This window comes from Goekera deserti, from assembly GCF_010685995.1.
In the GTDB taxonomy this organism is placed as follows: Bacteria; Actinomycetota; Actinomycetes; order Mycobacteriales; family Geodermatophilaceae; genus Goekera; species Goekera deserti.
This window is the reverse complement of record NZ_JAAGWK010000021.1, coordinates 1-24340: the sequence shown is the minus strand read 5'-3', so window position 1 is coordinate 24340 and position 24340 is coordinate 1. Positions and strand designations below refer to the sequence as shown.

The following is a 24340-nucleotide window of genomic DNA, read 5'->3' as shown; positions in this document are numbered from 1 at the left end:
CTGGGCTGCCAGGTCATGCCGGTGCCGGGACCGAGCTGCGCGCACCGGCCCGCGAGCGGGCCCGCAGCCGGCCGGCGGTGATGGGACGGCCGTGGGCGACGACGGTGTCGGGGCCGCCGTCGTGCCGCCAGGTCAGCAGCGCGTTGCCGGTGTCGGGGTCGCCCTCGACGTCGTCCGGGGGGCCGTGGACCGGCAGCGGACCGACCGCCTTGACGGAGGTGCCGGCCACCGAGGTCCAGAAGTAGTCGTCGGTGGGCGGCCCGGACGGCGGCAGGCCCAGCACCGAGGCGGCGGCCACCCCGGCCATGGCGACGGCCTGGGACCAGAACGGTGTGCGGCCCGAGCAGGGGGTGTCGAGGCAGGCGACGTCGCCGACGGCCCAGATGCCGGGCACGGCGGTGCGGCACTGCTCGTCGACGTGCACGCCGTGCGGGCCGGCCAGCTCGGTGCCGGCGAGCCAGTTGGTGCACGGGGTGTCGCCGGCGCAGGTGACCACCACGTCGGCGGAGAGCACGGTGCCGTCGGGCAGCCGCAGCCCGCTGACCGGGTCGCCGACCAGGGCGACGTCGCCGTCCACCACCAGGACCTCGATGCCCGCGGCCTCGGCCCGCGCGGTGAGCAGCCCGGAGAGGTACCCGCCCAGCACCCGCTCCAGGGGCGGCTGCCGGTCGACCACGGTGACCGGGACGCCGCGACGGGCGCAGGCGCTGGCGACCTCCATGCCGAGCACCCCCGACCCGACGACCAGCGCGCTGCGCGCGGTGTCGAGGCGGGCGCGCAGCGCCTGCGCGTCCGGGAGGGTGCGCAGCACGAGCTCGCCGCGCTGGCCGGGGCCGGCGAGCCGGCGCGGCTCGGCGCCCGTCGCCAGCACCAGCGCGTCGTAGGCCAGCGCCCGGCCGTCGGCGAGGCAGAGCGTCCGCGCGGCCGGGTCCAGGCCGGTGGCGGCGACTCGGACCAGCTCGATGTCCAGGCCGTCCAGCGCGTGGCCCAGGGTGTCGTCGTGCTGGGCGCCGTCCAGCACGTGCTTGGACAGCGGGGGCCGGTTCGGTCCCCCGCCGGGCTCGGCACCGACGAGGGTCAGCGGGCCGGTGTGGCCCAGCGCGCGGAGCCGCCGGACGGTCGTCGCGCCCGCCACCGACTCGCCCACCACCACGACACGGGGCCCTGCCTGGCTCACGGGGTGGCCCGGAGCGCGGCCACCGGGCAGCTGGACACGGCGGCCCGGGCCGCGGTCTCGGACTGCTCGGGCAGCTCGTCGCCCTCGTGGGCGACCACCAGCTCGCCGTCGTCGTCGAGGCTGAAGAGGTCGGGGGCGACGTCCTCGCAGAGCCCGTGGCCCTCGCAGCGGGCCCGGTCGACGATGATCTTCACGGCTCTCTCCTGGTGTCGGGTGCCGCGGAGGCGGCGGGGACGAGCTCGACCGGCACGCTGCTGTGCGTGCGGACGACGTTGTTCAGGCCCCAGGTGGGGGTGCCGCGCAGCTCGATGCGCTCGACCTTGGCGAGCAGCTGGCGCAGGATCGCCGCGGTCTCCATGCGCGCCAGACCCTGGCCGGCGCAGCCGTGCGCACCGTGGCCGAAGCCGAGCTGCTGGCTGGTGTCGCGGGTGATGTCGAAGGTGTCCGGGGAGGGGAAGACGCGCTCGTCGCGGTTGGCCGACGCGTAGAGCACGAGCACCCGCGACCCGGCCGGCAGCGGCGTGCCGGCCAGCGTGACGCCGTTGCCGTGCACCCGGCGGGAGAAGGCCCGGATGGGGGAGGTGAACCGCACGACCTCGTTCACCGCCGCCTTGACCAACGAGGGGTCGTCCTTGAGCAGCGCCCACTGGTCACGGTGCTCGGCCAGCAGCCGCACGGCGCTGGATATCGCACTGATCGTGGTGTCCAGCGACGGCGCCACGTAGTCGATGAGCAGCGCCGGGCACTCCGAGGGGCCGATCCGGCCCTCGTCGACCGCGCGCAGCAGGTCGGCGCCCATGCTGTCCGGCAGCAGCGTCCGGGTGCGGGAGACGCGCTTGGTGAACCGGGTCATCGCCAGGGCGGCCGGGACCGCGCGCACCGCCCGTCGGTTGGCCGGGCCCAGCACGTCGAAGGTCGCGGCGGCCCAGCGCAGCAGCTGGTCACGCCCCTCGAGCGGCCAGCCCACCAGGTCGGGCACCACGGCCACAGGGAGCGCCCGGGCCAGGTCGTCCACGGCGTCGACGTGCCGACGGGAGAGCGCAGCGTCGACGACCGCGGCGGCCTTCTCGTCCACGACCTCCTCCATCGCGCGCAGGGCGCGGGGGGTGAGGCGGTGGGCCACCAGGTCGCGACGGTCCTGGTGTTCCTTGCCGTCGCTGTTGAGCGTCGTGCCGCGGCTCATCCGGTTGATGACCGGGTTCATCGCGACACCCGCCCCGGACCGGAAGGTCTCGTCGTCCAGCAGGACCTGCTTGCACTCCGCGTGCCGGGAGACGGCGAATGCCCGGTGCCGGGGGAGCCGGACGACCGGCCCGAGCGCTCGCAGCCGGGCGTAGTGCGGGTACGGGTCCAGCAGCGCGGCACGCCGGTACAGGTCCTCGTCGTACGTGGGTGTGGGAGCGTGCTCCAGACCACTAACTGATGATCTCATCAGTGATGACCATAGCGTCAGATGCGCCCCCTGTCACACCCCGGGCGGGTGACTCGGGGCGCCGGGGAGTGACGGGCGGTGCGGTGGTTAGCCTCGGGCCGTGACGTCGGAGGTCGGAGAGGACGGGCGCGTGTCCCGCGGCGAGCGGCGCAAGGCCCAGACCCGGGCGGCGCTCGTGCGGGCGGCCCAGCAGCTGCTGGCCGCGGGCCTCACCGAGGTGAGCATCCAGCAGATCACCGAGCAGGCCGACGTCGGCTTCGGGTCCTTCTACAACCACTTCCGTGACAAGGACGAGCTCTGGAAGGTCGCCATCCTGGAGGTGCTCGAGCTGCAGGGCGACCTGATCGACCAGGCCACCAGCGAGGGCGACGACCCGGCCGAGGTGTTCTGCGTCGGCCTGCGGCTGATCGGGCGCCTCGCGCGGGAGGAGCCGGAGCTGGCCCGGGTGGTGCTGCGCGGCGGCACGAGCTATCTGCTCGTCGACCACGGGCTGATGCAGTTCGCCCGCCGGGACGTCGCCGGGGCCGTGCGGGCGGGCCGGTTCGACGTCACCGACGTGTCGCTCGCCCTGGCGACCACCGGGGGCGCGCTGCTGGGCCTGCTGGCCCTGCTCGAGTCCGACCCGCAGGCGGACGCCGCGTCGTTGTCGGACGACCTGGCCGAACGGCTGCTGCGCGCCTTCGGCCTCGACCGGGCCGAGGCCGCGGAGATGGTGGCCCGCCCGCTGCCCGCCGTCCGGGACGCCCTCGCCCGCTGACCGCCGGGCGGCGGTGTCAGCCGACGGCGGTGCCGGGCTCCGGCTGCACGATCAGGATGCTGCTGGTCGCGGTGGCCAGCAGCCGGTCGGCGGAGTCGTGCAGCGTCGCCTCGGCCAGCGCCACCCGGCGGCCCAGGTGGGTCACCGTGCCGGTGCACCGCACCCGGCCGGTGTCCACGGTCATCGCCCGGAGGAACTTCACCGTCAGGTCCAGGCTGGTGTAGCCGACCCCGGCGGGCAGCCGGGAGTGCACCGCGCAGCCGGTGGCCGAGTCCAGCAGGGTGGCGTAGACGCCGCCGTGCACCGAGCCGATCGGGTTGTAGTGGAACTCGGCCGGCACCAGGGTGAACACCACCCGGCCGGGCTCGGCCGACTCCAGCTCGAAGCCCAGCGTGCGGCCGATCGGGGTGGCCGGCAGCTCGCCGGCGGCGACGGCCTGCAGCAGCTCCAGCCCGGCACGGGTGCGGGTGGCCAGGGCGGTGACCATCGGGTCGCCCCAGGTCGTGGTGCGCTCGCGGACCGGCTCGGCGTTGCTCACGACCCGACGGTAGGGCACTCGCGCGCCGCTGCGGTGGGCGGCATCATCGTCGTCCGTGGAGCCGGTGACCCTGCGCGCGCCCGGGCTGCTGCTGCGCCCCTGGACCCCGGACGACGTCGACGCCGTGCACGCGGCCCTGGCCGACCCGGACATCCGGCTGTGGAACGGCAGCGGCGCGGGCTCCCGGGAGGACACCGCGGCGCTTGTGGCCCGGCGTGCGGACTGGAGCGCCGGCGACCACGCGTCGTTCGCCGTCACCGACGAGGCCGGGCTGCTGCTCGGGTCGGTGTCGCTGCACGCGATCGACCGGGACCAGGCCGACGCCGAGATGGGCTACTGGGTCGTCCCGGCGGCCCGTGGCCGGCAGGTCGCCGTCCGCGCCGTCGACGTGGTGTGCGGCTGGGGCTTCGCGACCCTCGCCGTCGACCGGGTCCAGCTGTTCCACGCGGTGGAGAACGAGCCCTCGGGCCGGGTGGCGGCGCGGGCCGGCTTCACGCTGGAGGGCCGGCTGCGCCGATCCCACCGCTACGGCGACGGCGTCAGGCACGACGAGCTGCTCTGGTCGAGGCTGTCGGACGACCCGCCGGCGCCGATCAGCAGCCGCAGCTGAGCCCGGCGGGCGCGGTGAGCAGGTCGACGGAGCCGCGCTGCACGCCGGCCGCGGTCTGCACCGGCAGACCCTCGCGCGCCCAGTACTCGAAGCCGCCGAGCATCTCCCGCACCCGGAAGCCCAGCAGGGCGAGCGCCAGTGCGGCCCGGGTCGCGCCGTTGCAGCCCGGTCCCCAGCAGTAGGTGACCACCGGGACGCCGGGGTCCAGCAGGCCGGCTGCCTCGGTGGTGATCCGGGCGCCGGGCAGGTGCACGGCGCCGGGCACGTGCCCCTGCGCCCAGGACTCCGCACTCCGGCTGTCCAGCAGCACGAACCCGGGGACGCCGGACTCCAGCGCCGCGTGCACGTCGCTCACGTCGGTCTCCGTGGACAGCCGCCGGCGCAGGTGGGCGACGGCGTCGGCGGGCTCGGCCCAGTCGGTGGTCACGGAGGTGATGCTCCGGTGCCAGGCGGTGGGCGCACCAGGTGCCGGACTGCCGCCGACCGCGTCGATCCGGCCGAGGTACGGCGGCTCGCGCGGTGGGCTCGGGTCCGGTGCCGTCCACGGGTCCGGGTCCTCGTCCGGTTCACGGGTCCAGGTCCGGGTCCGGCTCGGCACGGGTCCGGGTCCCGCTCGGCACGGGTCCGGGTCGCTGGGTCGCGGTGCCGGCCCGGCGGCACGCCGGTGGTCCGGCCACCCGTGGGGGTGGCCGGGCCGTCGGTGTGCGGTGCTCGCGGTTACTGCTGCCGGCGGCGGGTGCCGGTGGTGATGGCCAGGCCGAGGGCGAGGGCGAGCAGGCCGGCGAGCAGCACTGGGAGGGTGCTGGTGCCGGTGTAGGCCAGCCGGCCGTCGGTGGCGGCGGTGGTGGTCTCCGGGCTGGCGTCGGCGCGGGGGGCGACGGTGGTCCGGACGGTGGCGGCCGGGCTGGTGCCGGTCGCCGGGGTGAGTGGTGCTGCCGCCGGGGTGGTGGCGACGGTCGCGGGCAGCAGCGGGTAGGTCGGGGTCGTCGGGGTGGTGGGGGTCTCCGGGGTGCTCGGGGTGGTCGGGTTGGTGGGGGTGGTGGGCGTGGTGCCGGGGGCGGTGCAGGTGCCGGTGGCGTCGCCGAGCAGGCCGATGCCGGTGCCGCAGACGGTCACCGGGACGGTGACCGTGCCGCCGGGGGTGGTGCCGGTGCCCGGGGTGGTGCTGCCGGGCGTGCTGCCGCTGCCCGGCGTGGTGCCGGTGCCGTTGCCGGGGGTGGTGCAGGTGCCGGTGGCGTTGCCGAGCAGGCCGATGCCGGTGCCGCAGGCCGTGACGGGCACGGTGACCACGAGACCGCCGCCGGTGGAGGGCGTCGTCCCGCTGGCCGGAGCACTGCCGGTGCCGGTGCCGGTGCCGGTGCCGATGACGCCGATGCCGTTGCCGCCGATCAGGACGGGCACGGTGACGGCGATGCCGCCGGAGGTGGGCGTCGTGCCGGTGGCGGGTGTCGTGCCGGTGGTGGGCGCGGTGCCGGTGGCCGGGGCGGAGCCCGTCCCGGCGCCACTGCCCAGGACGCCGACGCCGTTGCCGGCGACGATGACCGGGACGGTCACGTCGAGGCCGCCGTTGGTGCCGCCGGTGGCCGGAGCCGGTGCGGTGCAGGTGCCCTCGCCGAGGACGCCGACACCGGTGCCGCAGACGGTGACCGGCACGGCGACGTCGATGCCGCCGCCGGGGCCGGCCACGGCCCCGCCGGTCGCCGGCGTGCCTGCCGGCGCGGTGCCGGTGCCCTCACCGAGCACGCCGATGCCGTTGCCGACGACGGTCACCGGCACGGCCAGGTCGATCCCCGTGCCGCTGCCGGAGCCGGTGCTGGTGGGGATGCCGGCCGGGGCGCCACCGGTGCCCTCACCCAGGACACCGGTGCCGTTGCCGGCCACGGTCAGCGGAACGCTCAGGTCGATGCCGCCGCCGTCGACGGCGGCGGCGGAGGTACCGCCGGTGGGCGTGCTGCCCGGGGCGGCGCCGGTGCCCTCGCCCAGCAGGCCGATGCCGTTGCCGGCGATGGTCACCGGCACGGCGACGTCGATGCCGCCGTCGTCCCCGCTGGTGGGGGTGCCGGCCGGCGCACTGCCGGTGCCGGTGCCGAGCAGGCCGACGCCGTTGCCGGCGACGGTGATCGGGGCGGTGACGTCCACGTCCAGGCCGTGGACGTCGAGGCTGCCGGCGAACAGCCCGGCGGTGGTGGTGTGCGAGGGGGCGGGGGTGTCGGCGGAGGCGATGCCGGCGCCGGCGGCGAGCAGGCCTGCGGTGAGCAGGCCGGTCTGCAGGCCGCGTGTGATCCACACGTTCATGAGAGGTGTCCTTCGAGGTGACTGAGGGACCGGTCCCGGACGGGGCCGGTGGGGTGTGCCGGGGTCAGCGCGGGGCTGACGGCGGCGGTCTCAGTCGGGTGCGAAGGAGGGGTCGGTGGCCGGGGTGGCCACCGCGTCCCGGGCGGTGTCGGCGACCGCCGACAGCGCCAGCACGGCCGCCGCGCCGGAGGCGGCGGCCAGGTCGCCGGACACGCGGTCCGGGTGCTGCGTGGGCCCGGCCGCGCCGCCGCAGCCACCGGCCGGCGCACCGGCGGGCAGCGGCAGCGGCACGGGCAGCGGAGCGGGGGCGCCGGGAGCAGGGGCGTCGATCGGGGTGGGCGTGCCCGCGCCGGCGGCGGGGACGCGGTCCAGCACGGATCCACGGACGGCGTCGGCCGGGCCGGCGACGATGCGGGGGTCGGGCACGTCACCGGCGTCCGTGGTGGCGGCGCCGGTACCGGGCAGCAGCACCCCGGTCGCGTCCGGCGCGGGCAGGAGCGGCAGGGCGGGCGCCGTGATCACCGGCGCGGTCCCGGCCGACACCGCGCCGACCGGGACGACCGGTGCCAGCACGGGCGCGGCGGCCTGGACCACGGGCGCGAGGACGGGGGCGGCGGCCCTGACCACGGGCGCCAGGATGGGCGCGGCGGCCTGGACCACGGGTGCTGCGGCCTGGACCACGGGCGCGAGGACCGGCGCAGCTGCCTGGACCACCGGCGTCAGGACGGGCGCGGCGGTGCGTACGACGGGCCCTACGACGGGTGCGGCAGCCTGCACCACGGGGGTCACGACAGGCGCCGCGGCCTGGACGACCGGTGCCGCCTCCTGCGCGACGGGCGTGACCACGGGGGCGACGACGCCGCCCACCACCGGCGCGACCGCCTCGGTCACCGGCGCGGTCACGGAACCGACCGCCCTGGTCAGCGGCGTGACTGCCGACGTGACCGGGCCGGTCAGCCCGGCGAGGGTCTGGCCGAGCGAGGGGGCCGGAACCGGCTCCGTGGCGTCGGCCACGCCCTGGCCGGCCAGCCACAGGCCGGCACCGAGCCCGGCGACGACCAGGGCGCGGCCCGCCATCCGGGCCAGTGCCGGCCGACGCGGGCCGGGAGCGGTCTCGCAGGGAGGCAGGCGGCCGTGATCGGACACCGCACGCACCCCCTCGGCCAGTCGGTCTCGCCGGAACGAGACCCACTGTGCCCCGGATCGCCGGCATCCCGCGTCACCCGATGTGCTTGTTCAACTACACCGGCGGTCACGCGGGGTGACCTCCGGTGCTGTCACGCTGGCCGCGAGTGCCGTGAGGCGGGAGCCAGGGCAGCCCCGGCCGGGGGCGAGCGCCGGGTGTCAGCTGGCGAGGTCGTCGAGCCGGCGATCGGTGGGGCCGGGGGACCGTCTGGACGAGCTGCGGGACGGCCACCGACAGTCCGGCGACGACGAGGACCACCAGGGCCACCATGCCCGTGCACATCGCTCGCGGCCCCACCGAGGGCACCACAGCCCTCGACGATCCGCGGACCGGCGCCGCCATGACCGACCAGCAGCTGCCGGAGTCCGACGCCGAGCCGGTGCTGTCGCCGCGCCCGGCCGATCCCGGCCGGTCGTGTCGGCTGGGTGATCACGGCTCGGCCGGCGGAGCGGTCTCCCCACGCGGGCTCCAGGGAGCTCAGGTGCCTGGTCCGGTGGGGAGGGCTCCGGTGGTGACGAGTTCGTCGGCGACGGTGTGCAGCTTGCGGTTGGTGCGCTGGCTGGCCGCTGCCAGCAACGCGAACGCCTGGTCGGGCGTCACCTTGTACCGCTCGACGAGCACGCCCTTGGCCATGCCGATCACGTCCCGGGTGACCACCGCGGCGCGCAGGTGCTCGTCGCTGAGCGCTTCGGCCACCGCCACCGCGGCGTGCGCGGCCACCGCCAGCGCGACCAGCTCGGAGTCGCCGGTGAACGCCCGCGGCGCGCTGCTGCTGACGGTCAGCGCTCCCAGTTCCCCGTGCTGGCCGTCGACGAACAGCTGCACGCTCAGCATGCTGCCCACCCCCAGCTGTCGGGCACGGGCGGTGAACGCCGGCCACCGGGACTCCGCGGCCAGGTCCTCGAGCCGGACGGTGTGCCGGCCGAACAGGGTGTCCAGGCACGGGCCCTGCCCGGTGTCGTACTGCGACTGGTCCAGCTCGCGTGCCGCTGGGCCGGTGGCGGCCAGGGTGTGCACCTCGCGGTGGTCGCGGACGGCGCTCACGCTGGCTTGCTCGGCACCGGGGATCGTGACCAGGGCGGCGCGCACCGCGGTCTCCAGCCGGCCCTGCACCCCGGGGGTGCCCTGCAGGGAGCGGGCCAGGTCGGCCAGCTGGGGCAGCACGTCGTCCGCGTCGGCGCCCGGGCGTGGGGTGGACGCGGGTCCCTCTGTCATGGACACATGGTCGCCCGGCCGTGCACTCCGTGCCGTCTTCCTCCGTGACGCGCCCGCTGCCGGGGACAGGTCAGGACCTGCTCGCAGCTGGCGCACCGCTTCGCGGTCGATGCGGGCGTCGTTGACCGCGGCTTCCACAGCGCTGCGGTCGTGATCGGTGACGTCGGGGAGGTCGTCGTCGAGCATGGCCTGGACCTGGGTGGGTGTCAGGTCGCCGGTGAGGGCGAGCTGGGCCCGGTACAGCGCCTCGGCGGACAGGCCGCTTGCCCGCGCTCCCTCGGCCAGGGACGACGACGACTGGGCGGTGATCGGCATGAGATGGACCCTCGCGGGTGGAGGCGAGAGCGCTGCACGCCCGGGCCCCGTCCACGCCGGCGTGGCTTGCCGGCACCCCCGACGATCCCAGACTCCGTCGGGTGCCGCGACCCGCGGCCGCGTTCCCCCCGGGCGCAGTGGATCAGCGGGCCCGGTTCCTGGTGACGGTGCTCGACGGCCTGATACCCGCCGCGCCCTGCCCACGGACGTGCTGCAGCTCGAGGCGGAGACCGGGGCACCGGAACCAGCCGTCCACGCTGTCACGACCGCGTGGACCACGGATCCGGCCCCCGAGGGTGCACCCTGACGGGGCATCACCCGGGGGCGGGGCAACGGACGCGCCGACGGCCGCCCGGGGAGGTCCCGGACGGCCGTCGGTGGAGCAGGTGCTGCCGGCTCAGGCCGGGAACGGGTGGCGCGCCAGACCGAGCTGGCTGACCCCCAGGTAGCCCACCCGGAACCCGGCCTCGCAGTAGGCCAGGTAGAACTCCCACATCCGCTGGAAGGTCTCGTCGAACGAGCCGTCCAGGGAGTCCCAGTTGGCTCCGAACCGCTCGCGCCAGAGCTGCAGCGTGCGGGCGTAGTGCGGCCCCAGGTCGCGCCGCTCGACGATGGAGAGCCGGGTGTGCGCGTCCAGGTTCTGCTCGATCGACCGGATCGAGGGGATGATCCCGCCCGGGAAGACGTACTTGTGGATCCACGTGTACGCGCGCCGGCTGGCCATCATCCGGTCGTGCGGCATGGTGATCGACTGCAGGCCGACCCGGCCGCCCGGCTTCAGCAGCGTGTCCAGCGCGGTGAAGTAGGTGGCCCAGAACTTCTCGCCGACCGCCTCGATCATCTCCACCGAGACGACGGCGTCGTACTGCCCGCGGGCGTCCCGGTAGTCCTGCAGCCGCACCTCCACCAGGTGGCCCACGCCGGCGTCCTCGGCGCGGCGGCGGGCCAGCGCCTGCTGCTCGGTGGACAGGGTCAGCGTGGTGACCCGGGCGCCGCGGTCACGGGCGGCCCGGATCGCCAGGGCACCCCAGCCCGAGCCGATCTCCAGCACGTGCATGCCCTCGCGCACCCGCGCCATGTCCAGGACGCCGTCGATCTTGCGCACCTGGGCGGCGAGCAGGTCGTCGCCGGGCTCGAACCAGCCGGACGAGTAGGTCATCGTCTCGTCGAGGAAGGCCTCGAACAGCTCGTTGGAGAGGTCGTAGTGCCGGCTGATGTTGTGCCGGCTGTTCTCCTTGGTGTTCTCCTCCCCGATCGGCTGGGTGCGCTCGGCGACGTGCCGCAGCCGCTGCAGGAGCGGGTGCACCAGGTGCGACATCCGGGCGGCGAAGGGCGCCAGCAGGTCGGCGAGGTCGGTGTCCAGCCCCGTCGTCCAGTCGCCGGTCATGTAGGCCTCGCCGAAGCCGATCTTCGCGTCGGCCCCCAGGCGGTGGTAGACGGTGGCCGGCCGGACCATCCGCATCACCGGTGCCGAGCGGTCGCCGCTGCCCAGCACGGTGCCGTCGGGGTAGACCACCCGCACGGGAAGCGTGGCGACGGCCTTCTTGAACAGCGCCTCGGCGATCCGGGCGCGGAACGCGTCGTGCGGCGGGACGGCGAGACCCGGCCAGACGCACTCGTCCGGGCGCGGCACCGGGAACCGTGCGTCGTCGGCGTCCGTCGGCTTGTGCTCCACCGTTGTCATGACCTCTCCTCGCCGTCCGCGTGCGCTGTGTGCTGGGCCGCGGCGTCGGGGCCCGCGTGCTCGCCGGTGTTCGTGCCCACCCCGGGTACCGGATGGTGTGGCGGCCGCCTGACCAGCGGCAACCGTCGTGCCCAGAGGCGGATCCCCTGCCAGCGGATGAGCGTGCTGACCCACAGCGCCATGAACGGCCACCGCAGCACGGTGCGCAGCACCGCGGCCGTGGTGGCCGGGCGGGCGGTGCCGCGCATCCACGCGGTGAACGGCGTCCGGTCGCCCTGGCGCAGCGCGATGGCCACCCGCAGCTGGGCCGCGGGGGCGGAGAAGCGCATCAGGTACCGGCCGTCGACTCCTGCGAACGGCGACACGTAGAAGGCCTTGTCCACCTCCGCCCGGCCGGCCTCGTCGGGGCTCAGCAGGTAGGCGTGCCGCTCGCCGTAGGTGTTGTGCACCTCGGCGACGATGCAGCTCAGCGAGCCGTCGGCCCGGTAGCACCAGTACGTGGACAGCGGGTTGAACACGTACCGGCCCGAGCGCGCGTTGGCCAGCATCAGCACCCGGACGACGTCGTCCACCCCGCGCAGCCGGGCGAACGTGACGACGTTCTGCTTGATCGAGCGCGACGGGTCGCCCAGGTGGTCGCTCGCCGCGAACCGGGCCAGCCCGCGCAGCCCGCGAGGCAGCTGCGGCAGGGCGTCCAGGTCGACCAGCCACTGGTAGCCGCGGTAGCTGAACGTGTTGTGCAGCGGGTGCGTGCGGGTGTGCCCGATCCGGACGTCGTAGAGCGCCGGTGTGCCGAACGGCGTCCAGTCCTGGGCCGGGGGAGCAGGCGCGGGTGACGGGGGTGAGACCAGCGTCACCAGCCGCTGCCCAGCGACTCGGCGGCCCGCACGCCGGAGGCGCAGCCGTCCTCGTGGAAACCCCAGCCGTGGTAGGCCCCGGCGAAGGCCGTGCGGCCGGTGTTCAGCGCGGGCAGCAGCCGCTGCGCGGCCACCGACTCCGGGGTGTACAGCGGGTGCTCGTAGACCATCCGGCGCAGCACCGACCCGGCCGGCACGCGGTCGGTGCCGTTCAGCGTGACCAGGTAGTCCAGCGGCTCGTCGATGGCGTGCAGCCGGTTCATCCAGTAGGTCACCTGCACGGCCTCGACCTGCTGGTCGCAGGCACCCATCCGGTAGTTCCACGACGACCGGGCGGCCTGCGCCCGCGGCAGCACGGTGGAGTCGGTGTGCAGCACCGTCTCGTTGCGCGAGTAGGAGAACGCGCCCAGTGCGGCCCGCTCGGCGTCGGTCGGGTCGCCCAGCAGGCGCAGCGCCTGGTCCGGGTGCGTGGCCACCACGACGACGTCGGCCTCGTGCCGCTCGCCGTCCCCGTCGACCAGCTGCACGCCGTCCGGGTGCCGGGTGAGCGACCGGACGCCGGCCCCGGTCTGCACCGCGGTGAGGCCCTTGGCGGCCTTCTCCACGTAGGCCCGGGAGCCGCCGGTGACCGTGCGCCACTGGGGCGAGCCGGAGACCGAGAGCATGCCGTGGTTGGCCAGGAACCGGAACAGGTACTCGGCCGGGTACTGCAGCGAGAGCCCGGTGCCCGAGGACCACACGCAGCTGACCACCGGCACCATGAAGTGCCGCACGAAGTAGTCGGAGTACCCGCCCAGGGCCAGGAACGCGCCGAGGGTCAGGCCGTCGAAGCCGGTGCCGGCGTCCGCGGCGGCCAGCAGGCGCCGGGCCTGCGCGTGGAAGCGGGTCACCTCGGTGAGCATCTTCAGGTACCGCGGGTTGGCCAGCTGCTTCTTCTGCGCGAAGACCCCGGGCAGCCCGCGCGCCCCGGCGTACTCCAGCCCGCACCCGCCGCAGCTGATCGACATGCTCATCTCGGTGGGCTGGGTGGCCACCCCGAGCTCGGCGAACAGCCGCAACAGGTTCGGGTAGGTGCGCTCGTTGTGCACGATGAAGCCGGTGTCGATGGGCACCACCCGGTCGTCGGGGGTCTCGACGTCGTGGGTGTGCGCGTGCCCGCCCAGGCGCGGCTCGCTCTCGAACAGGGTGACGTCGTGCGTCTTCTGCAGCAGGTAGGCGGCGGTCAGGCCGGACACCCCCGCGCCGACGACGGCGGCGGTGGGCCGGGTCACCGGTCGGCCCACCGCAGCGAGAGCGCGCAGAGACCGGCGTAGCCCAGGGCGACGGCGAGGGACTTCGCGCGCTTGTCGGCCGGGGCGTTCAACCCGAAGGCGACCGCGTCGGTCAGGTCGGAGAACACCCGGACCGCGGTGACCGTGCGCAGCGGCGTGCCGGCAGGGGCGAGCGTCATGCCCACCCCGATCACCACGTCGCGCACCCCGAGCGTGTGGTGCAGCGTGCGCAGTGCGCGCGACGGCGGACCCAGTCCAGCCGCCGTGCCGTACAGGTCGGGCCGGGCGAACTCGAGGACACCGAACCCGGCGGTGGCCACGCCGAGCACTCGGGACAGGACGGGCATGGCGGTGTGCTCCCTCGCGCGGACTCTGCCCAGGACGGGCTCTGGGCTCCCGGAAGCCCAGGTCCGCGCGTACCGCCGCACCCCTACAGGGGGACGGCGAGACCCTCCGGGCTCGGCTGCCGCAGCGCGTTCGACACATCGGCCCGCATCGGTTCGAGTCCGGTGCCGGCGAGCACCGCGTCCCGGGCGAAGGTGTGCCACTGGTGCGCCGAGCGAAGCATGCCGTGTCCACCGGCCACGGTGAAGCGGGCCACGCGGGCGCCGGCGCGCCGGGCCCGCACCGCGAAGTCCGCGGAGAGCTTGGCCGGCACCCAGCGGTCGGCCCGGCCGTGCAGGATCGTGACGGTCTGGTCGCGCAGGTGCATGACCGGCTCGCCCGGTGGCGTCCACGGCGCCAGCGCGCAGACCCCGGTCACCGAGGGCTCCCCGCCGGCCCGCAGCGCCGCGCGCCCGCCCATGGAGTGGCCGACCAGCACGATCGGCACGTCGGCGCCGTGCTCGGCCCGCATCTGCCCGATCGCCCAGCGGACGTCCGCGAAGGCGTCGGCGGCCTCCCCGTTCCAGCCGGCAACGCGGTAGCGGACCAGGCAGGTGGCGATGCCGCGCTCGGCGGCGCTGCGGTGCACGAACTGCTCGAAGGCCCGCATGCGCACCAGGGACAGGGCCTTGTCCTTGGGCGGGGAGACGCTGGCCGCCGTACCGCCGTGGCAGAAGACGGCGATGCCGCGCGTCTCGCCCTCGGCGGGGCGCGTCTCCAGTCTCGGGTGCTCCACGGTTCCTCCAGTCAGCGCCGCACGACCGGGGCGGCGCTCCGGCGTTCGCGATCCAGCGTCGTCCCGGTGGGCGGGGGGCGCATGTGATCTCCGTCGCAGCACCCGGTCGCTGGAGCGGCAGGGGTCGGGGGGCGGGGGTCAGAAGAGGCCGAAGCGCTTCTTCCGGGGCTGCGGGCCGAAGCGCCGGCGGGCCCCTTCGGCGAGCGCCCCGCCCTTGAGCAGGGCACCGCTGACCGCGGGCGGGCCGCCCCGGCGCTGGACGGCGAGTCCGGCCGAGCGCAGCACGCTGGAGACGAGCGGGACGACGACGGTCAGGACCAGCCACGTGCGCAGCCGCCGGGTGAAGAAGAGCCACATGCCCGCCCCGTTCCCCGAACCCCACCCTCCCAACCCGCCGTCCGCCGGAGCATCGGCCCCGGAACGGCCACTCCCGGAGGGGGAACGGCCGGTCCCGGGCCGATGCCCACGGGATCGACGCTCGGTGCGCCGCCGGGCACGCGCCCGCCCGGACGGCGCCGGGTGGGTCCGGCGGGCGGCGACGTCGCCGCCCGCCGGCACCTCAGTACCGGGACCGCGCCACCGACCCGCGGAGGTCCACGGCCATCCGGGAGAGCTCGTCGACGGCGACCTGCGTGCTGCCCAGCGCGGTCCTGGCCGCCACCGACGCCATCACCGAGCGCAGCGACCCCAGGGCGCTGTCCAGTGCGGCGGCCATCCGGCCGACGTCGTCGCGCTGGTCGATGCCGGTGTCGTGGGTCAGGTCGCCGTCGGCCAGCCGCTCCAGCGAGGTGCGCACCCGCCCGAGCCCGCGGGAGGTGCCCCGGGCGACGAGCACCCCGACGAGCAGGGGCCCCGACCGTCCGCAGCCGGCCGGGCGAGGCGTCGGCTCACGTCGACGGGAGCCGGCGCGGCGCCGCGCCCGTCACCCGCCGACCCGGACGACCATCTTCCCGGTGTTGGCCCCGCGCAACATGTCCAGGAAGGCGGTGACCGCGTGGTCCAGGCCCTCGACCACGGTCTCGCGCGCCACCAGCTCGCCCGAGCGCAGCCAGCCGGCCACGGCCTCCTGGAACTCCGGGCGCAGGTCGGTGTGGCTGCCCACGATGAACCCGCGCAGGCTCAGCTGCTGGCCCACGACCAGCATCATGTTGCGCGGTCCGGGCGGGGCCTCGGTGGTGTTGTAGCCGGAGATCGCCCCGCACAGCGCGGCCCGGCCGTGCAGGCGCAGCGCGCCGATCGCCGCCTCCAGGTGCTCGCCGCCCACGTTGTCGAAGAAGACGTCGATGCCGTCGGGCGCCGCAGCCGCCAGCGACGTCCGCACCGGTCCGTCGTGGTAGTCGAAGGCGGCGGTGAAGCCGAGCTCCTCGGTCAGCCAGCGCACCTTCTCCGGCGTACCGGCGCTGCCGACCACCGCCGAGGCACCCCGCAGCCGGGCGAACTGCCCGACCAGGCTGCCCACGGCGCCGGCGGCCCCGGAGACGAACACGGCGTCGCCCTCGTGGAACTCGGCCAGCCGGAACAGCCCGGCCCATGCGGTGAGCCCGGGCATCCCGAGCACACCCAGGTGGTAGGTCAGCGGGATGCCCTCGAGCTCGGGCAGCACCACGACCTGGCTCGCGTCGACGACGGCGTGCTCGCGCCAGCCCAGCCCGTGCAGCACCCGCGAGCCCACCGGGACGCGGTCGGACCGGCTCTGGAGCACCTCGCCGACCGCGCCGCCCTGCATCGGCTCGCCCAGCTCCCAGGCTGCGGCGTAGGAGCGGCCGGCGTTCATCCGGCCCCGCATGTACGGGTCGACCGACATCGCGGTGGTGCGCACCAGCACCTGCCCGTCTGCGGGGTCGGCCAGCTCGGTCTCGACCAGCCGGAAGTCCGCCGGGGTCGGCTCGCCGTGCGGCCGTGCCGCCAGGTGCCACTCGCGGGTCGTGGTGCTCATCGGGCTGCCTCCGGGGCGGGCGGGGTCACTGCGGGACGGCGCGGCGCGGGCCCGGTCATCGCGGGAAGTCCGGCTCGTTGCGCGGCACGATCGTCATCTCCGGCACGTAGCTGGACGGCGGGGACGTCACCATCACCAGCACCATCCGCGCGACGTCGGCCGGCGGCATCATCCGGTGGGCCGGGATGCCCCAGCGGTGCATCATCGGCGTGTCCATCGCCGCCGGCACGATGCTGTGCACCCGCGCCGGGAACGGCACCTCGACGCCGTCGGAGGTCACGGTGGCCTTCTCCCGCAGCTCGCGCTGGATGCAGCGGGTGGCGCTGCGGAACGCGGCCTTGGAGCTGTTGTAGGCGATCGCCCCGCTGCCGGAGGTCACCGCGGACAGGCTGGTGACCTGCACGACGTCGGACATGCTGCCGGCCGGGCGGTGCTGGGCGCGCTTGAGGAACTCGCTGGTGAGGAAGACCGGGCCCTCGCAGTTGACCGCGTGCACGGTGCGGTAGTCGGCAAGGTCGATGTCGGTGGCGTAGCCGGGCCGGTCGATGCCGGCCACGTTGACCAGCAGGTCGAAGCGGTCGCCGAAGCGGTCGAACAGCCCGGCGGTGACCCGGCGGCGCGCCTCGTCGTCGGTGACGTCGAGCTCCACGGCCTCCGCGCTGCCGCCGGCCTCGGCCACCTCGGCCGCCGTCCGCTGCGCGCCGGCGGTGTCGACGTCGCCGAGCACGACGTGCGCGCCGGCGACGGCGAGCATCAGGCCCACGGCGCGGCCGAGGCCGCTGGCCCCGCCGGTCACCAGGGCCACCCGGCCGGTCAGCTCGCCGGTGGTGGTCTCGTCTCGACCGGTGTCGTCCTCAGGCGTGCTCATGCGCTCCTCGTTCGTGTCGGTGGGTGCGGGCCGGGGCCCCGACCACCTTCACACCGGGGCGCCGCCCGCGCCCGGTGAGCGGCCTGGGTGGGCTCAGCGAGGGCGCCGGCGGTGGGCGGGGGGCGTCGTGGACAGTGGACGGGTGTCCGAGACCCTGTTCGACCAGCTGCGCCGAGCCCCCGACGTCGAGGCACCCGACCTGGTCGCGGTGGACGCCACCGACCGGCTGCTGCTGGACGAGGCAGCCGCCGCGGTCGCCGTGCACCCTGACGACGTCGCGGTGATCGACGACTCGCACGGCGCGCTGACCCTCGGCGCGGTGGCGCTGCACGGTGCCCGGTCGCCGCGGGTGGGCCAGGACCTGCTGGTGGGTGAGCTGGCGCTCGCGGCCAACGCCGAGCGCACCGGGCTGGCCGGCAGCTACCGGTCGCATCCGCTGGGCCCGGAGCTGCTGACCGGCGCCCGGGTGGTGCTGGTGCAGGCACCCAAGAGCCTGGCCGCGCTGCGCGAGATCGCCGAGGCCGTCGCCGGCCACGCCGCCCCCGACGTCACCCTGTTCGTCGGCGGGCGGGTCAAGCACATGACCCGGGCGATGAACGACGTGCTGGGTGACGCGTTCACCGACGTCCACGCCACGCTCGCCCGGCAGAAGTCACGGGTGCTGGTCGCCGCGGGCCCCCGCGTACCGGCGCCCGGGCCGACGTTCCCGCAGTGCCGCACGGACGGCGAGCTGGGCCTGCAGGTGTGCGCGCACGGCGCTGCCTTCGCCGGCACCAAGCTCGACCTGGGCACCCGGGCGCTGCTGGCGGTGCTGCCCGGGGCGATGCCCGCGGCGGCCACCGCCGTGGACCTCGGCTGCGGCACCGGACTTCTCGCTGCGGCGCTGGTCCGGTCCCGGCCGGGGCTGCGGGTGCGGGCCAGCGACCAGTCGACGGCCGCGGTCGCCTCGGCGTCGGCCACGGTGGCCGCCAACGGGCTCGCCGGGCGGGTGGACGTCGTCCGGGAGGACGCGCTGTCCGGGCTGGCCGACGCCTCGGTCGACCTCGTGGTGTGCAACCCGCCCTTCCACCAGGGCACGGCGGTGACCAACGGCGTCGCCGAGCGGTTGTTCACCGCCGCGGCCCGGGTGCTGCGGCCGGGCGGTGAGCTGTGGACGGTGTACAACTCCCACCTGCAGTACCGGCCGACGCTCACCAGGCTGGTGGGTCCCACCCGCCAGGTGTCCCGGGACCAGAAGTTCACGGTGACGGCGTCGGCTCGTCGCTGAGCGCACCCGCCGGGCCGGGCACCGGGGGCGCACTCCCCGCGGATCCCCAGGATGTCGTTCGATGGAGTGACGCAGGTCTCCATCGTGCGCACGATGAGCGCCGGCGGGCCGTACCGGGGCGGCGCCCCGGCCGATGACCAGGTGATCCGCACCGTCGTCCTCGAGCAGAGGGGACCCATGGAACTGGCAGCTCGGCTGTCGCTGATGAGCTTCGAGCAGGCCTGCCGGGCGGTCGTGTCCACGCTCAAGCGCACGATCCCGCTGGCCTCCTGGGCGGTCACCCGGCACGACGGCGACCGCCAGGTGTTCGTGGCGGTGGAGGACGACGTCTACGGTGCGGTCGCCGGTGACAGCCGCGCCTGGGCCGACTCCTTCTGCCGCAGCATGGTGGCCGGTGAGACCCCACCGATCGCGCCCGATGTCTCCGCGGTGCCGGAGTACGCCGCCAGGGCGCTGGCCCTCGGGCTCGTGGTCGGCACCTACGCCGGGGCGCCCGTGCGCGCCGCCGACGGCTCGGTGGTCGGCTCCCTGTACGGGCAGGACCCGATGGTCGGTGCGGACGACCTGCTGCGGCACGCCCCGCTGCTGGAGCTGCTCGCCGCCCTGCTCGGGCAGGTGCTGCAGGGCGACCAGCGGGAGGCCGAGGCCCGCCACGGTGCGGCGGACCTCTGCTGGCGGGCCACCCACGACCCGCTGACCGGCCTGCCCAACCGGGTGCTGTTCTCCCAGCGGGTGCAGCACGCCCTGGCCGTGCGACGTCGCCAGCGGCACCCGCTCGGCGTCCTGCTGCTGGACGTCGACGGCGTCACGGTGGTCGACGGTCCGGACGGCCCGGTGGTCGACGCCCCGGTGGTCGACGGCCCGGTGGTCGACGGAGCGGACGGCCACGCCACCGCCGAGCGGGTGCACGCCGAGGTCGCGCGGCGCGTGGCCGGCACCCTGCGGGCCGGGGACACCCTCGCCCGGCTCGACCACGACGCGTTCGCCGTCCTCATCGAGGACGGCGGCGACCCGCACGCCGCCGCGGGGCGGGTGCTGGACTGCCTGCGAGCACCGGTCGAGGCCCACGGGGCGAGCGTCACCGTGCACTGCAGCGTGGGCGTCGTCGAGCTGCCGGTCGACCACCCGCCGACCGACGTGGACGCCGTGCTGGCCCGCCCGGACGCGGCCCGGTACTCCGACGAGCACGCCGTCGAGAGCCCGGTCGGCGTGCACGACCTGCTCCCGGCCGACCCCGCGCTGCGGCTGCTGGGGGCGCTGCGCTGGGCGATCGCCGCGGGGGACGTGGAGCTGCACTACCAGGCCATCGTCGAGCTCGGCGAGCCCGACGTGCGCTCCTTCGAGTCGCTGGCCCGGTGGCGGCTCGGCGGGCGGTGGGTGCCGCCGGAGGTCTTCGTCCCGCTGGCCGCCCGCAGTGGCCTGCTGCCGGCGCTGACCGCCCACCTGATGGACACGGCCTGCGCCCAGCTGGCCCGCTGGTCCGCGGACCCCGGGCACCCCGGCACCCGGGTGGGGGTCAACGTCTCCCCGGACTCCCTGACCGACCCCGCCTTCCCCGACCTGGTCGCCGGCTGCCTGGCCCGGCACGGCGTGCGGGCCGACCAGCTGGTGCTGGAGATCACCGAGGACGCGCTGCTGACCGACCTGGACGCCGCCGCCGTGGTGACCGCCCGGCTGCAGGCCCTCGGCACGCCGCTGTCGCTGGACGACTTCGGCACCGGTTACTCCTCGCTGCGGCACCTGCGCCACATCCCGCTGGCCACCTTCAAGATCGACCGCTCCTTCACCCGGGACCTGGACACCGACCCGGGCGCGGAGCGGTTCGTCGCGGCGCTGCTGCAGCTGGGCCGGGATCTCGGCATGGAGGTCGTCGTCGAGGGGGTGGAGCGGCCGGGGCAGCTGGCGGTGCTCCGCCGGCTCGGCTGCCGGTACGCCCAGGGGTGGCTCCTCGCCCGGGCGGTACCGGCCGCGGACGTGCGGTGGACCGCTGACCTCGACGTCGACGCCCATGACAGGCCGACTCGCTTGGACTGCACTTCGGTCTGCTGATGCCGATGAGGAGGCAGGTGCCCGATCCGCGGCACCGTTCCTCGTGAGCCCGGCCGGCCGGGTGGTCCTGGAGTTCCTGTGGCGCAGACGTGGTGGACCGACCGGCCGATGCGCGTGAAGCTGGCAGCGATCGTCGCGACCGGCGCCCTCGGCATGGGTGCCCTCAGCCTGGTGGCCGTGGACGCGCTCACCGAGGCGGGGGAGCGCTCGACGGTGCTGCTGGCCAGCAGTGAGGCGATCGCGCTGGCTCTCGAGGCGGACATGATGCACGACGCCGTCCGCGCCGACGTCCTCCAGGCCCTGCTCGCCGGTGCCGGCCCGCAGTACGACGCGGCCGTCACCGAGCTCGCCGACCACTCCGCTACCCTGCGCGAGACCCTCGCCGGGGTGTCGGCGGTCGGCCTGGGTGCCGACGTCGCCGCTGCGGTCGACGAGGTGTCCCCCGCGGTGGAGGGCTACCTGACCACGGCGCAGGACATCACCCGGCAGGCCGGTGTCGACGTGCTCGCCGCCCGTACCGCCTACCCGTCGTTCCTCGGTGCCTTCGAGGCGCTGGAGGAGGCACTGCCCGTGGTGGGCGAGGCCGTCTCCACGCACGCCGCCGACGTGGTGGCCGCCAACGCCACCGAGCGCACCGGAGCCGTCCGGACGCTGGTCGTCCTCGCGGTGGCCGCGGTGCTGGTGCTGCTCGCGCTCGGCGAGACCGTGACCCGCTCGGTCGTCGGACCGCTGCGCCGGGTCGCCGCCGTGGTGGGTCGCCTGGCCGAGGGCGACCTGCGCGGCACCACCGGCGTGCGCAGCCGGGACGAGGTGGGTGACATCGCCGCGGCCGTCGACCGCTCCCTGGTCGGCCTGCGCTCGCTCGTCTCGACCATCGGCGCGAGCGCCACCACCCTCGCCGCGGCCACCTCGCAGCTCGGCACCGGCAGCGCCGGCGTCTCCCGGCTCGCCGCCGAGGCCTCGACCGGCACCGCGGTGGTGGCCGACGCCGCCGGGCAGGTGTCCCGCAACATCCAGACCGTCGCCGCCGGGTCGGCCGAGATGGGCATCGCCGTCCGCGAGATCGCCCGGAACGCCGCCGAGGTCACCCTGGTCGCCGGTGAGGCCGTCCGCGCTGCCGACCGGACGACGACCACCGTCGCGCGCCTCGGCGACAGCTCGCAGGAGATCGCCGGCGTGGTGAAGACGATCACCGCCATCGCCGAGCAGACCAACCTGCTGGCCCTGAACGCCACCATCGAGGCCGCCCGCGCCGGCGAGGCCGGCAAGGGCTTCGCCGTCGTCGCCAACGAGGTCAAGGAACTGGCCCAGGAGACCGCGGCCGCGACCACCGTGATCACCGCCCGGGTGGACGCCATCCGGGCCGACACCGACGGCGCGGTCGCGGCCATCGCCGAGATCGCCTCGATCATCGCCCGGATCAACCACGCGCAGGGCTCGATCGCCGCGGCCGTCGAGGAGCAGACCGCCACGGTCGCCGAGATGGACCGCAACGTGGCCGAGGCAGCCGGTGGCGCCGAGCAGATCGCGGCCAACATCGCCGGTGTGGCCCGGGGTTCGGAGTCCACCGCGGCGGGCATGCACGACGCCGAGCAGGGCATCGACGCCGTCACCCGGATGGCCGCCGAGCTCAACGCGGCGGTCGCCAGCTTCCGCTGCTGAGGCCGCCGGTGTCCCGGGTGTGTCGGTGCGTCAGTGACCGGCAGCGCCGGCCCGGGAGACCACCGGGGGCAGCGACGACCAGGGGAAGTCGATCCACTGGTCGGTGCGCTTCCACACGTAGTCGCAGCGCACCACCGAGCGCGGCTTCTCGTAGACCACGGCCGAGCGGACCTCGGCGACGTAGCCGGCGCAGAAGTCGCGCACCAGCTCCAGGGTCTTGCCGGTGTCCGCGACGTCGTCGGCGATCAGCACGTTGGCCCCGGTCAGGTCGACCCGGTCCAGCGTGGGCGGGAGGACCACCGGCAGCTCGAGGCGCTGGTCGACGCCGGTGTAGAACTCCACGTTCATCACGAAGATGTTCTTCACCGACAGCGCGTAGCCCAGCGCACCGCCGAGGAACAGCCCGCCCCGGGCGATGGACAGGACCAGGTCCGGCTCGTACCCGTCGTCGGCGACCTGCTGCGCCAGCTCGCGCGCGGCGGTGCCGAACAGCTCGTAGGTCAGGGTCTCGCGCTCGTCGCTCACGCGTGCATGGTGCCGTACCGGCCTGGGACGGGCTCCGGGGTTCGAGCGCCCGGGGTCGGGCGCTGCGGTCGGGCGGTGGGGTCAGCAGAAGCCCGGCGTCCCCTGCCAGGCGACCTCGGCGGCGGGCACGTCGTCGCGCAGTACCGAGCCCTCGATCAGCCCGTAGGGCCGGTCGTCGGCGTGGTAGACCACGCCGGGGCCGTCCAGGGTGTTGTCCAGCCCGAACGCGGACAGGTCCTGCAGGAAGTGGTGCCGGTTGGGCATCGACATCCGCACCTCGGCGACCTCGGGGTGCCGCTCCAGCACCGCGGTGCCCATCGCGAACTGGGTCTGCTGCAGCGCCAGGGAGTGCACGCTCGCGAAGGTCTCCAGCATCGTCGTCCGGACGCCGTCGTAGACGCCGGCGAAGTCCAGCTCCGCCGACGTGTAGCGCCAGCGGGCGGTGACCGCGGTGGCCAGGATGCGGTCCCGGGTCTCCGGCAGGGTGGTGTACCGGTCGACCGGGTAGCCCCAGAACTCCGAGCCCGTCGACTTCAGGACGACGAGGTCGCTGAGCCCGGCCACCACGTGCGCGTCCTCGCCGTCGACGGTGACCACCGCGGTGCGCACCTCGCCCCCGGAGCGGCGGAAGGCGTGGTCGTGCGGCGTGCCACCGACGCTCAGCCGGTCCCAGCCGTAGGACTCGACCGCGATCCGGGCGCCGGTGACCCACTCGGACGTGCCCACGAAGTGCCGGGCCAGCCGCAGCCCGAACTCCTCCGGCGTCCCGATGCCGTCCCGGGCGAAGGCGAACACGGTGTTCTTCTGCGTGTCCGTGGTCAGCACGTGGCTGTTGTCGCCGTCGGTGAACGCCGCGTCGAAGTCCCCGCGCAGGGCGCACGACACGTTGAGGTCCACGAGGGTGTGCCGGGCGGTGGTGCGGTCGACCGCGACCACCCGCACCTCGGCCTTCCCGTACTGGTTGGGTCCGAGCACGATCGCCATGGGCGCACCTTCTCCGATCGGTGTTGCCGCGGTGTTGCACGTGGAACCTGCCGGCCCCGACGGACGCCGACCCCGCCATCATCCCGCCCCGGCGCCCCGGCGCCCCGGCGCCCCGGCGCCCCGGCGCCCCGGCGCCCTCGCGCCCTCGCGCCCCGGCCGCGCAGGACGGTGCTGCTGTGCCGCCGGCGCTGCTCTTGCGGTGTTGCCGTCGCTCCAGCGGTGCTGGAAGGCCGCAAGAGCGTCAACAACACCGCAGGAGCACAGGTCGGTCGGTGCAAGGCGGGTGATCGCCGTGCTGTCACCCACGCGGGCGCTGGCTCGCCACCCGCCGCAAACCGCCTCTGCCGACCGCGCTTCCGGGCCGCTCTTGCGGTGTTGTCGTCGCTCCTGCGGTGGTAAGGGGCCGCGAGAGCGTCAACAACACCGCAAGAGCAGCGTGGGTCCGTGGATGGCGGTGCGGTCGGCGTGCAGCCAGGTGCGTCGGCGCGCTCCACGCACCCGCCCCCTGCTCCTGCCCCCGGCGTGCGCTCCCGGCGCCTGCTCCCGGCGCGCTTCACGCACCCGCTCCCGGCGCCTGCTCCCGGCGCGCTTC

General features: G+C 75.4%; 24 protein-coding genes. 5 read left to right on the top strand and 19 right to left on the bottom strand.

Annotated elements, in window-relative coordinates; translation table 11 throughout:
• Positions 1–13: 13 nt before the first annotated feature.
• Genes G1H19_RS14295 through G1H19_RS14285 form a run of 3 tightly spaced genes read right to left on the bottom strand, consistent with a single transcriptional unit; the run spans position 14 to position 2609 of the window.
• Positions 14–1147: an NAD(P)/FAD-dependent oxidoreductase gene (locus G1H19_RS14295; RefSeq protein WP_268896001.1), complete on the bottom strand. Its 1134-nt coding sequence runs from the start codon at positions 1145–1147 to the stop codon at positions 14–16.
• A gap of 26 nt (positions 1148–1173) precedes the next feature.
• Positions 1174–1371 (bottom strand): ferredoxin, encoded by a 198-nt coding sequence (locus tag G1H19_RS14290; RefSeq protein WP_162393347.1) that lies wholly within the window; start codon positions 1369–1371, stop codon positions 1174–1176.
• Positions 1368–2609: a cytochrome P450 gene (locus G1H19_RS14285; protein WP_152731493.1), complete on the bottom strand. Its 1242-nt coding sequence runs from the start codon at positions 2607–2609 to the stop codon at positions 1368–1370. The genes G1H19_RS14290 and G1H19_RS14285 overlap by 4 nt, the downstream gene beginning before the upstream one ends.
• A 100-nt stretch (positions 2610–2709) precedes the next feature.
• Here G1H19_RS14285 and G1H19_RS14280 point away from each other — a divergent pair, with 100 nt between their 5' ends.
• Positions 2710–3366: a TetR family transcriptional regulator gene (locus G1H19_RS14280; protein ID WP_202925986.1), complete on the top strand. Its 657-nt coding sequence runs from the start codon at positions 2710–2712 to the stop codon at positions 3364–3366.
• 16 nt (positions 3367–3382) lie between these two features.
• Here the strand turns inward: G1H19_RS14280 and G1H19_RS14275 are convergent, their stop codons facing one another.
• Positions 3383–3904, bottom strand: a complete 522-nt coding sequence (locus tag G1H19_RS14275; protein ID WP_235928245.1) for a PaaI family thioesterase — start codon at positions 3902–3904, stop codon at positions 3383–3385.
• 55 nt (positions 3905–3959) lie between these two features.
• Here G1H19_RS14275 and G1H19_RS14270 point away from each other — a divergent pair, with 55 nt between their 5' ends.
• A complete protein-coding gene (locus G1H19_RS14270) occupies positions 3960–4514 on the top strand; it encodes a GNAT family N-acetyltransferase (RefSeq protein ID WP_162393346.1) in 555 nt (184 codons plus the stop codon).
• Here the strand turns inward: G1H19_RS14270 and G1H19_RS14265 are convergent.
• The 13 genes from G1H19_RS14265 to G1H19_RS14210 all read right to left on the bottom strand — a co-directional run bounded on the left by G1H19_RS14265 (position 4498) and on the right by G1H19_RS14210 (position 17261).
• Positions 4498–4941, bottom strand: a complete 444-nt coding sequence (locus tag G1H19_RS14265; protein ID WP_162393345.1) for a rhodanese-like domain-containing protein — start codon at positions 4939–4941, stop codon at positions 4498–4500. The genes G1H19_RS14270 and G1H19_RS14265 overlap by 17 nt on opposite strands.
• Positions 4942–5231: 290 nt before the next feature.
• Entirely contained in the window at positions 5232–6809 is a 1578-nt protein-coding gene (locus G1H19_RS24040) for a hypothetical protein (protein ID WP_162393344.1), read from the bottom strand.
• A 90-nt stretch (positions 6810–6899) separates the two neighbouring features.
• On the bottom strand, positions 6900–7886 hold the full coding sequence (locus G1H19_RS14255) for a hypothetical protein (protein ID WP_152731491.1): 987 nt from the start codon (positions 7884–7886) through the stop codon (positions 6900–6902).
• A gap of 586 nt (positions 7887–8472) precedes the next feature.
• Positions 8473–9525, bottom strand: coding sequence for a GAF and ANTAR domain-containing protein (locus tag G1H19_RS14250; RefSeq protein ID WP_152731490.1), 1053 nt, complete (start codon positions 9523–9525; stop codon positions 8473–8475).
• A gap of 397 nt (positions 9526–9922) precedes the next feature.
• Positions 9923–11209, bottom strand: a complete 1287-nt coding sequence (locus G1H19_RS14245; RefSeq protein ID WP_152731489.1) for an SAM-dependent methyltransferase — start codon at positions 11207–11209, stop codon at positions 9923–9925.
• Entirely contained in the window at positions 11206–12066 is an 861-nt protein-coding gene (locus G1H19_RS14240) for a DUF1365 domain-containing protein (RefSeq protein WP_202925985.1), read from the bottom strand. The genes G1H19_RS14245 and G1H19_RS14240 overlap by 4 nt, the downstream gene beginning before the upstream one ends.
• Positions 12063–13337 carry an NAD(P)/FAD-dependent oxidoreductase gene (locus G1H19_RS14235; RefSeq protein WP_235928243.1) on the bottom strand — a complete coding sequence of 425 codons (1275 nt, stop codon included), beginning with the start codon at positions 13335–13337 and terminating at the stop codon, positions 12063–12065. The genes G1H19_RS14240 and G1H19_RS14235 overlap by 4 nt, the downstream gene beginning before the upstream one ends.
• Positions 13334–13684, bottom strand: a complete 351-nt coding sequence (locus G1H19_RS23315; RefSeq protein WP_235910165.1) for a hypothetical protein — start codon at positions 13682–13684, stop codon at positions 13334–13336. The genes G1H19_RS14235 and G1H19_RS23315 overlap by 4 nt, the downstream gene beginning before the upstream one ends.
• 83 nt (positions 13685–13767) lie before the next feature.
• Positions 13768–14457, bottom strand: coding sequence for an alpha/beta hydrolase (locus G1H19_RS14230; protein ID WP_162393343.1), 690 nt, complete (start codon positions 14455–14457; stop codon positions 13768–13770).
• 138 nt (positions 14458–14595) lie between these two features.
• Positions 14596–14814 carry a hypothetical protein gene (locus tag G1H19_RS14225; protein WP_152731487.1) on the bottom strand — a complete coding sequence of 73 codons (219 nt, stop codon included), beginning with the start codon at positions 14812–14814 and terminating at the stop codon, positions 14596–14598.
• Positions 14815–15016: 202 nt separating this feature from the next.
• Positions 15017–15292, bottom strand: a complete 276-nt coding sequence (locus tag G1H19_RS14220; RefSeq protein WP_235928241.1) for a HAMP domain-containing protein — start codon at positions 15290–15292, stop codon at positions 15017–15019.
• A gap of 87 nt (positions 15293–15379) precedes the next feature.
• Complete coding sequence (locus G1H19_RS14215; RefSeq protein ID WP_152731485.1) at positions 15380–16393, bottom strand: NADP-dependent oxidoreductase; 1014 nt, start codon at positions 16391–16393, stop codon at positions 15380–15382.
• Between the two features lie 55 nt (positions 16394–16448).
• Positions 16449–17261: an SDR family NAD(P)-dependent oxidoreductase gene (locus G1H19_RS14210; RefSeq protein WP_152731484.1), complete on the bottom strand. Its 813-nt coding sequence runs from the start codon at positions 17259–17261 to the stop codon at positions 16449–16451.
• Between the two features lie 142 nt (positions 17262–17403).
• Here G1H19_RS14210 and G1H19_RS14205 point away from each other — a divergent pair, with 142 nt between their 5' ends.
• The 3 genes from G1H19_RS14205 to G1H19_RS14195 all read left to right on the top strand — a co-directional run bounded on the left by G1H19_RS14205 (position 17404) and on the right by G1H19_RS14195 (position 22239).
• Positions 17404–18528, top strand: coding sequence for a class I SAM-dependent methyltransferase (locus G1H19_RS14205; protein ID WP_235928239.1), 1125 nt, complete (start codon positions 17404–17406; stop codon positions 18526–18528).
• Positions 18529–18705: 177 nt separating this feature from the next.
• A complete protein-coding gene (locus tag G1H19_RS14200) occupies positions 18706–20577 on the top strand; it encodes a putative bifunctional diguanylate cyclase/phosphodiesterase (RefSeq protein ID WP_162393342.1) in 1872 nt (623 codons plus the stop codon).
• 78 nt (positions 20578–20655) lie between these two features.
• Positions 20656–22239 carry a methyl-accepting chemotaxis protein gene (locus G1H19_RS14195; RefSeq protein ID WP_162393341.1) on the top strand — a complete coding sequence of 528 codons (1584 nt, stop codon included), beginning with the start codon at positions 20656–20658 and terminating at the stop codon, positions 22237–22239.
• A 30-nt stretch (positions 22240–22269) separates the two neighbouring features.
• Here G1H19_RS14195 and G1H19_RS14190 read toward each other — a convergent pair whose 3' ends face one another.
• Complete coding sequence (locus tag G1H19_RS14190) at positions 22270–22764, bottom strand: phosphoribosyltransferase (RefSeq protein ID WP_162393340.1); 495 nt, start codon at positions 22762–22764, stop codon at positions 22270–22272.
• Between the two features lie 81 nt (positions 22765–22845).
• On the bottom strand, positions 22846–23748 hold the full coding sequence (pucL, locus tag G1H19_RS14185; protein ID WP_152731482.1) for a factor-independent urate hydroxylase: 903 nt from the start codon (positions 23746–23748) through the stop codon (positions 22846–22848).
• Between the last annotated feature and the right edge of the window lie 592 nt (positions 23749–24340).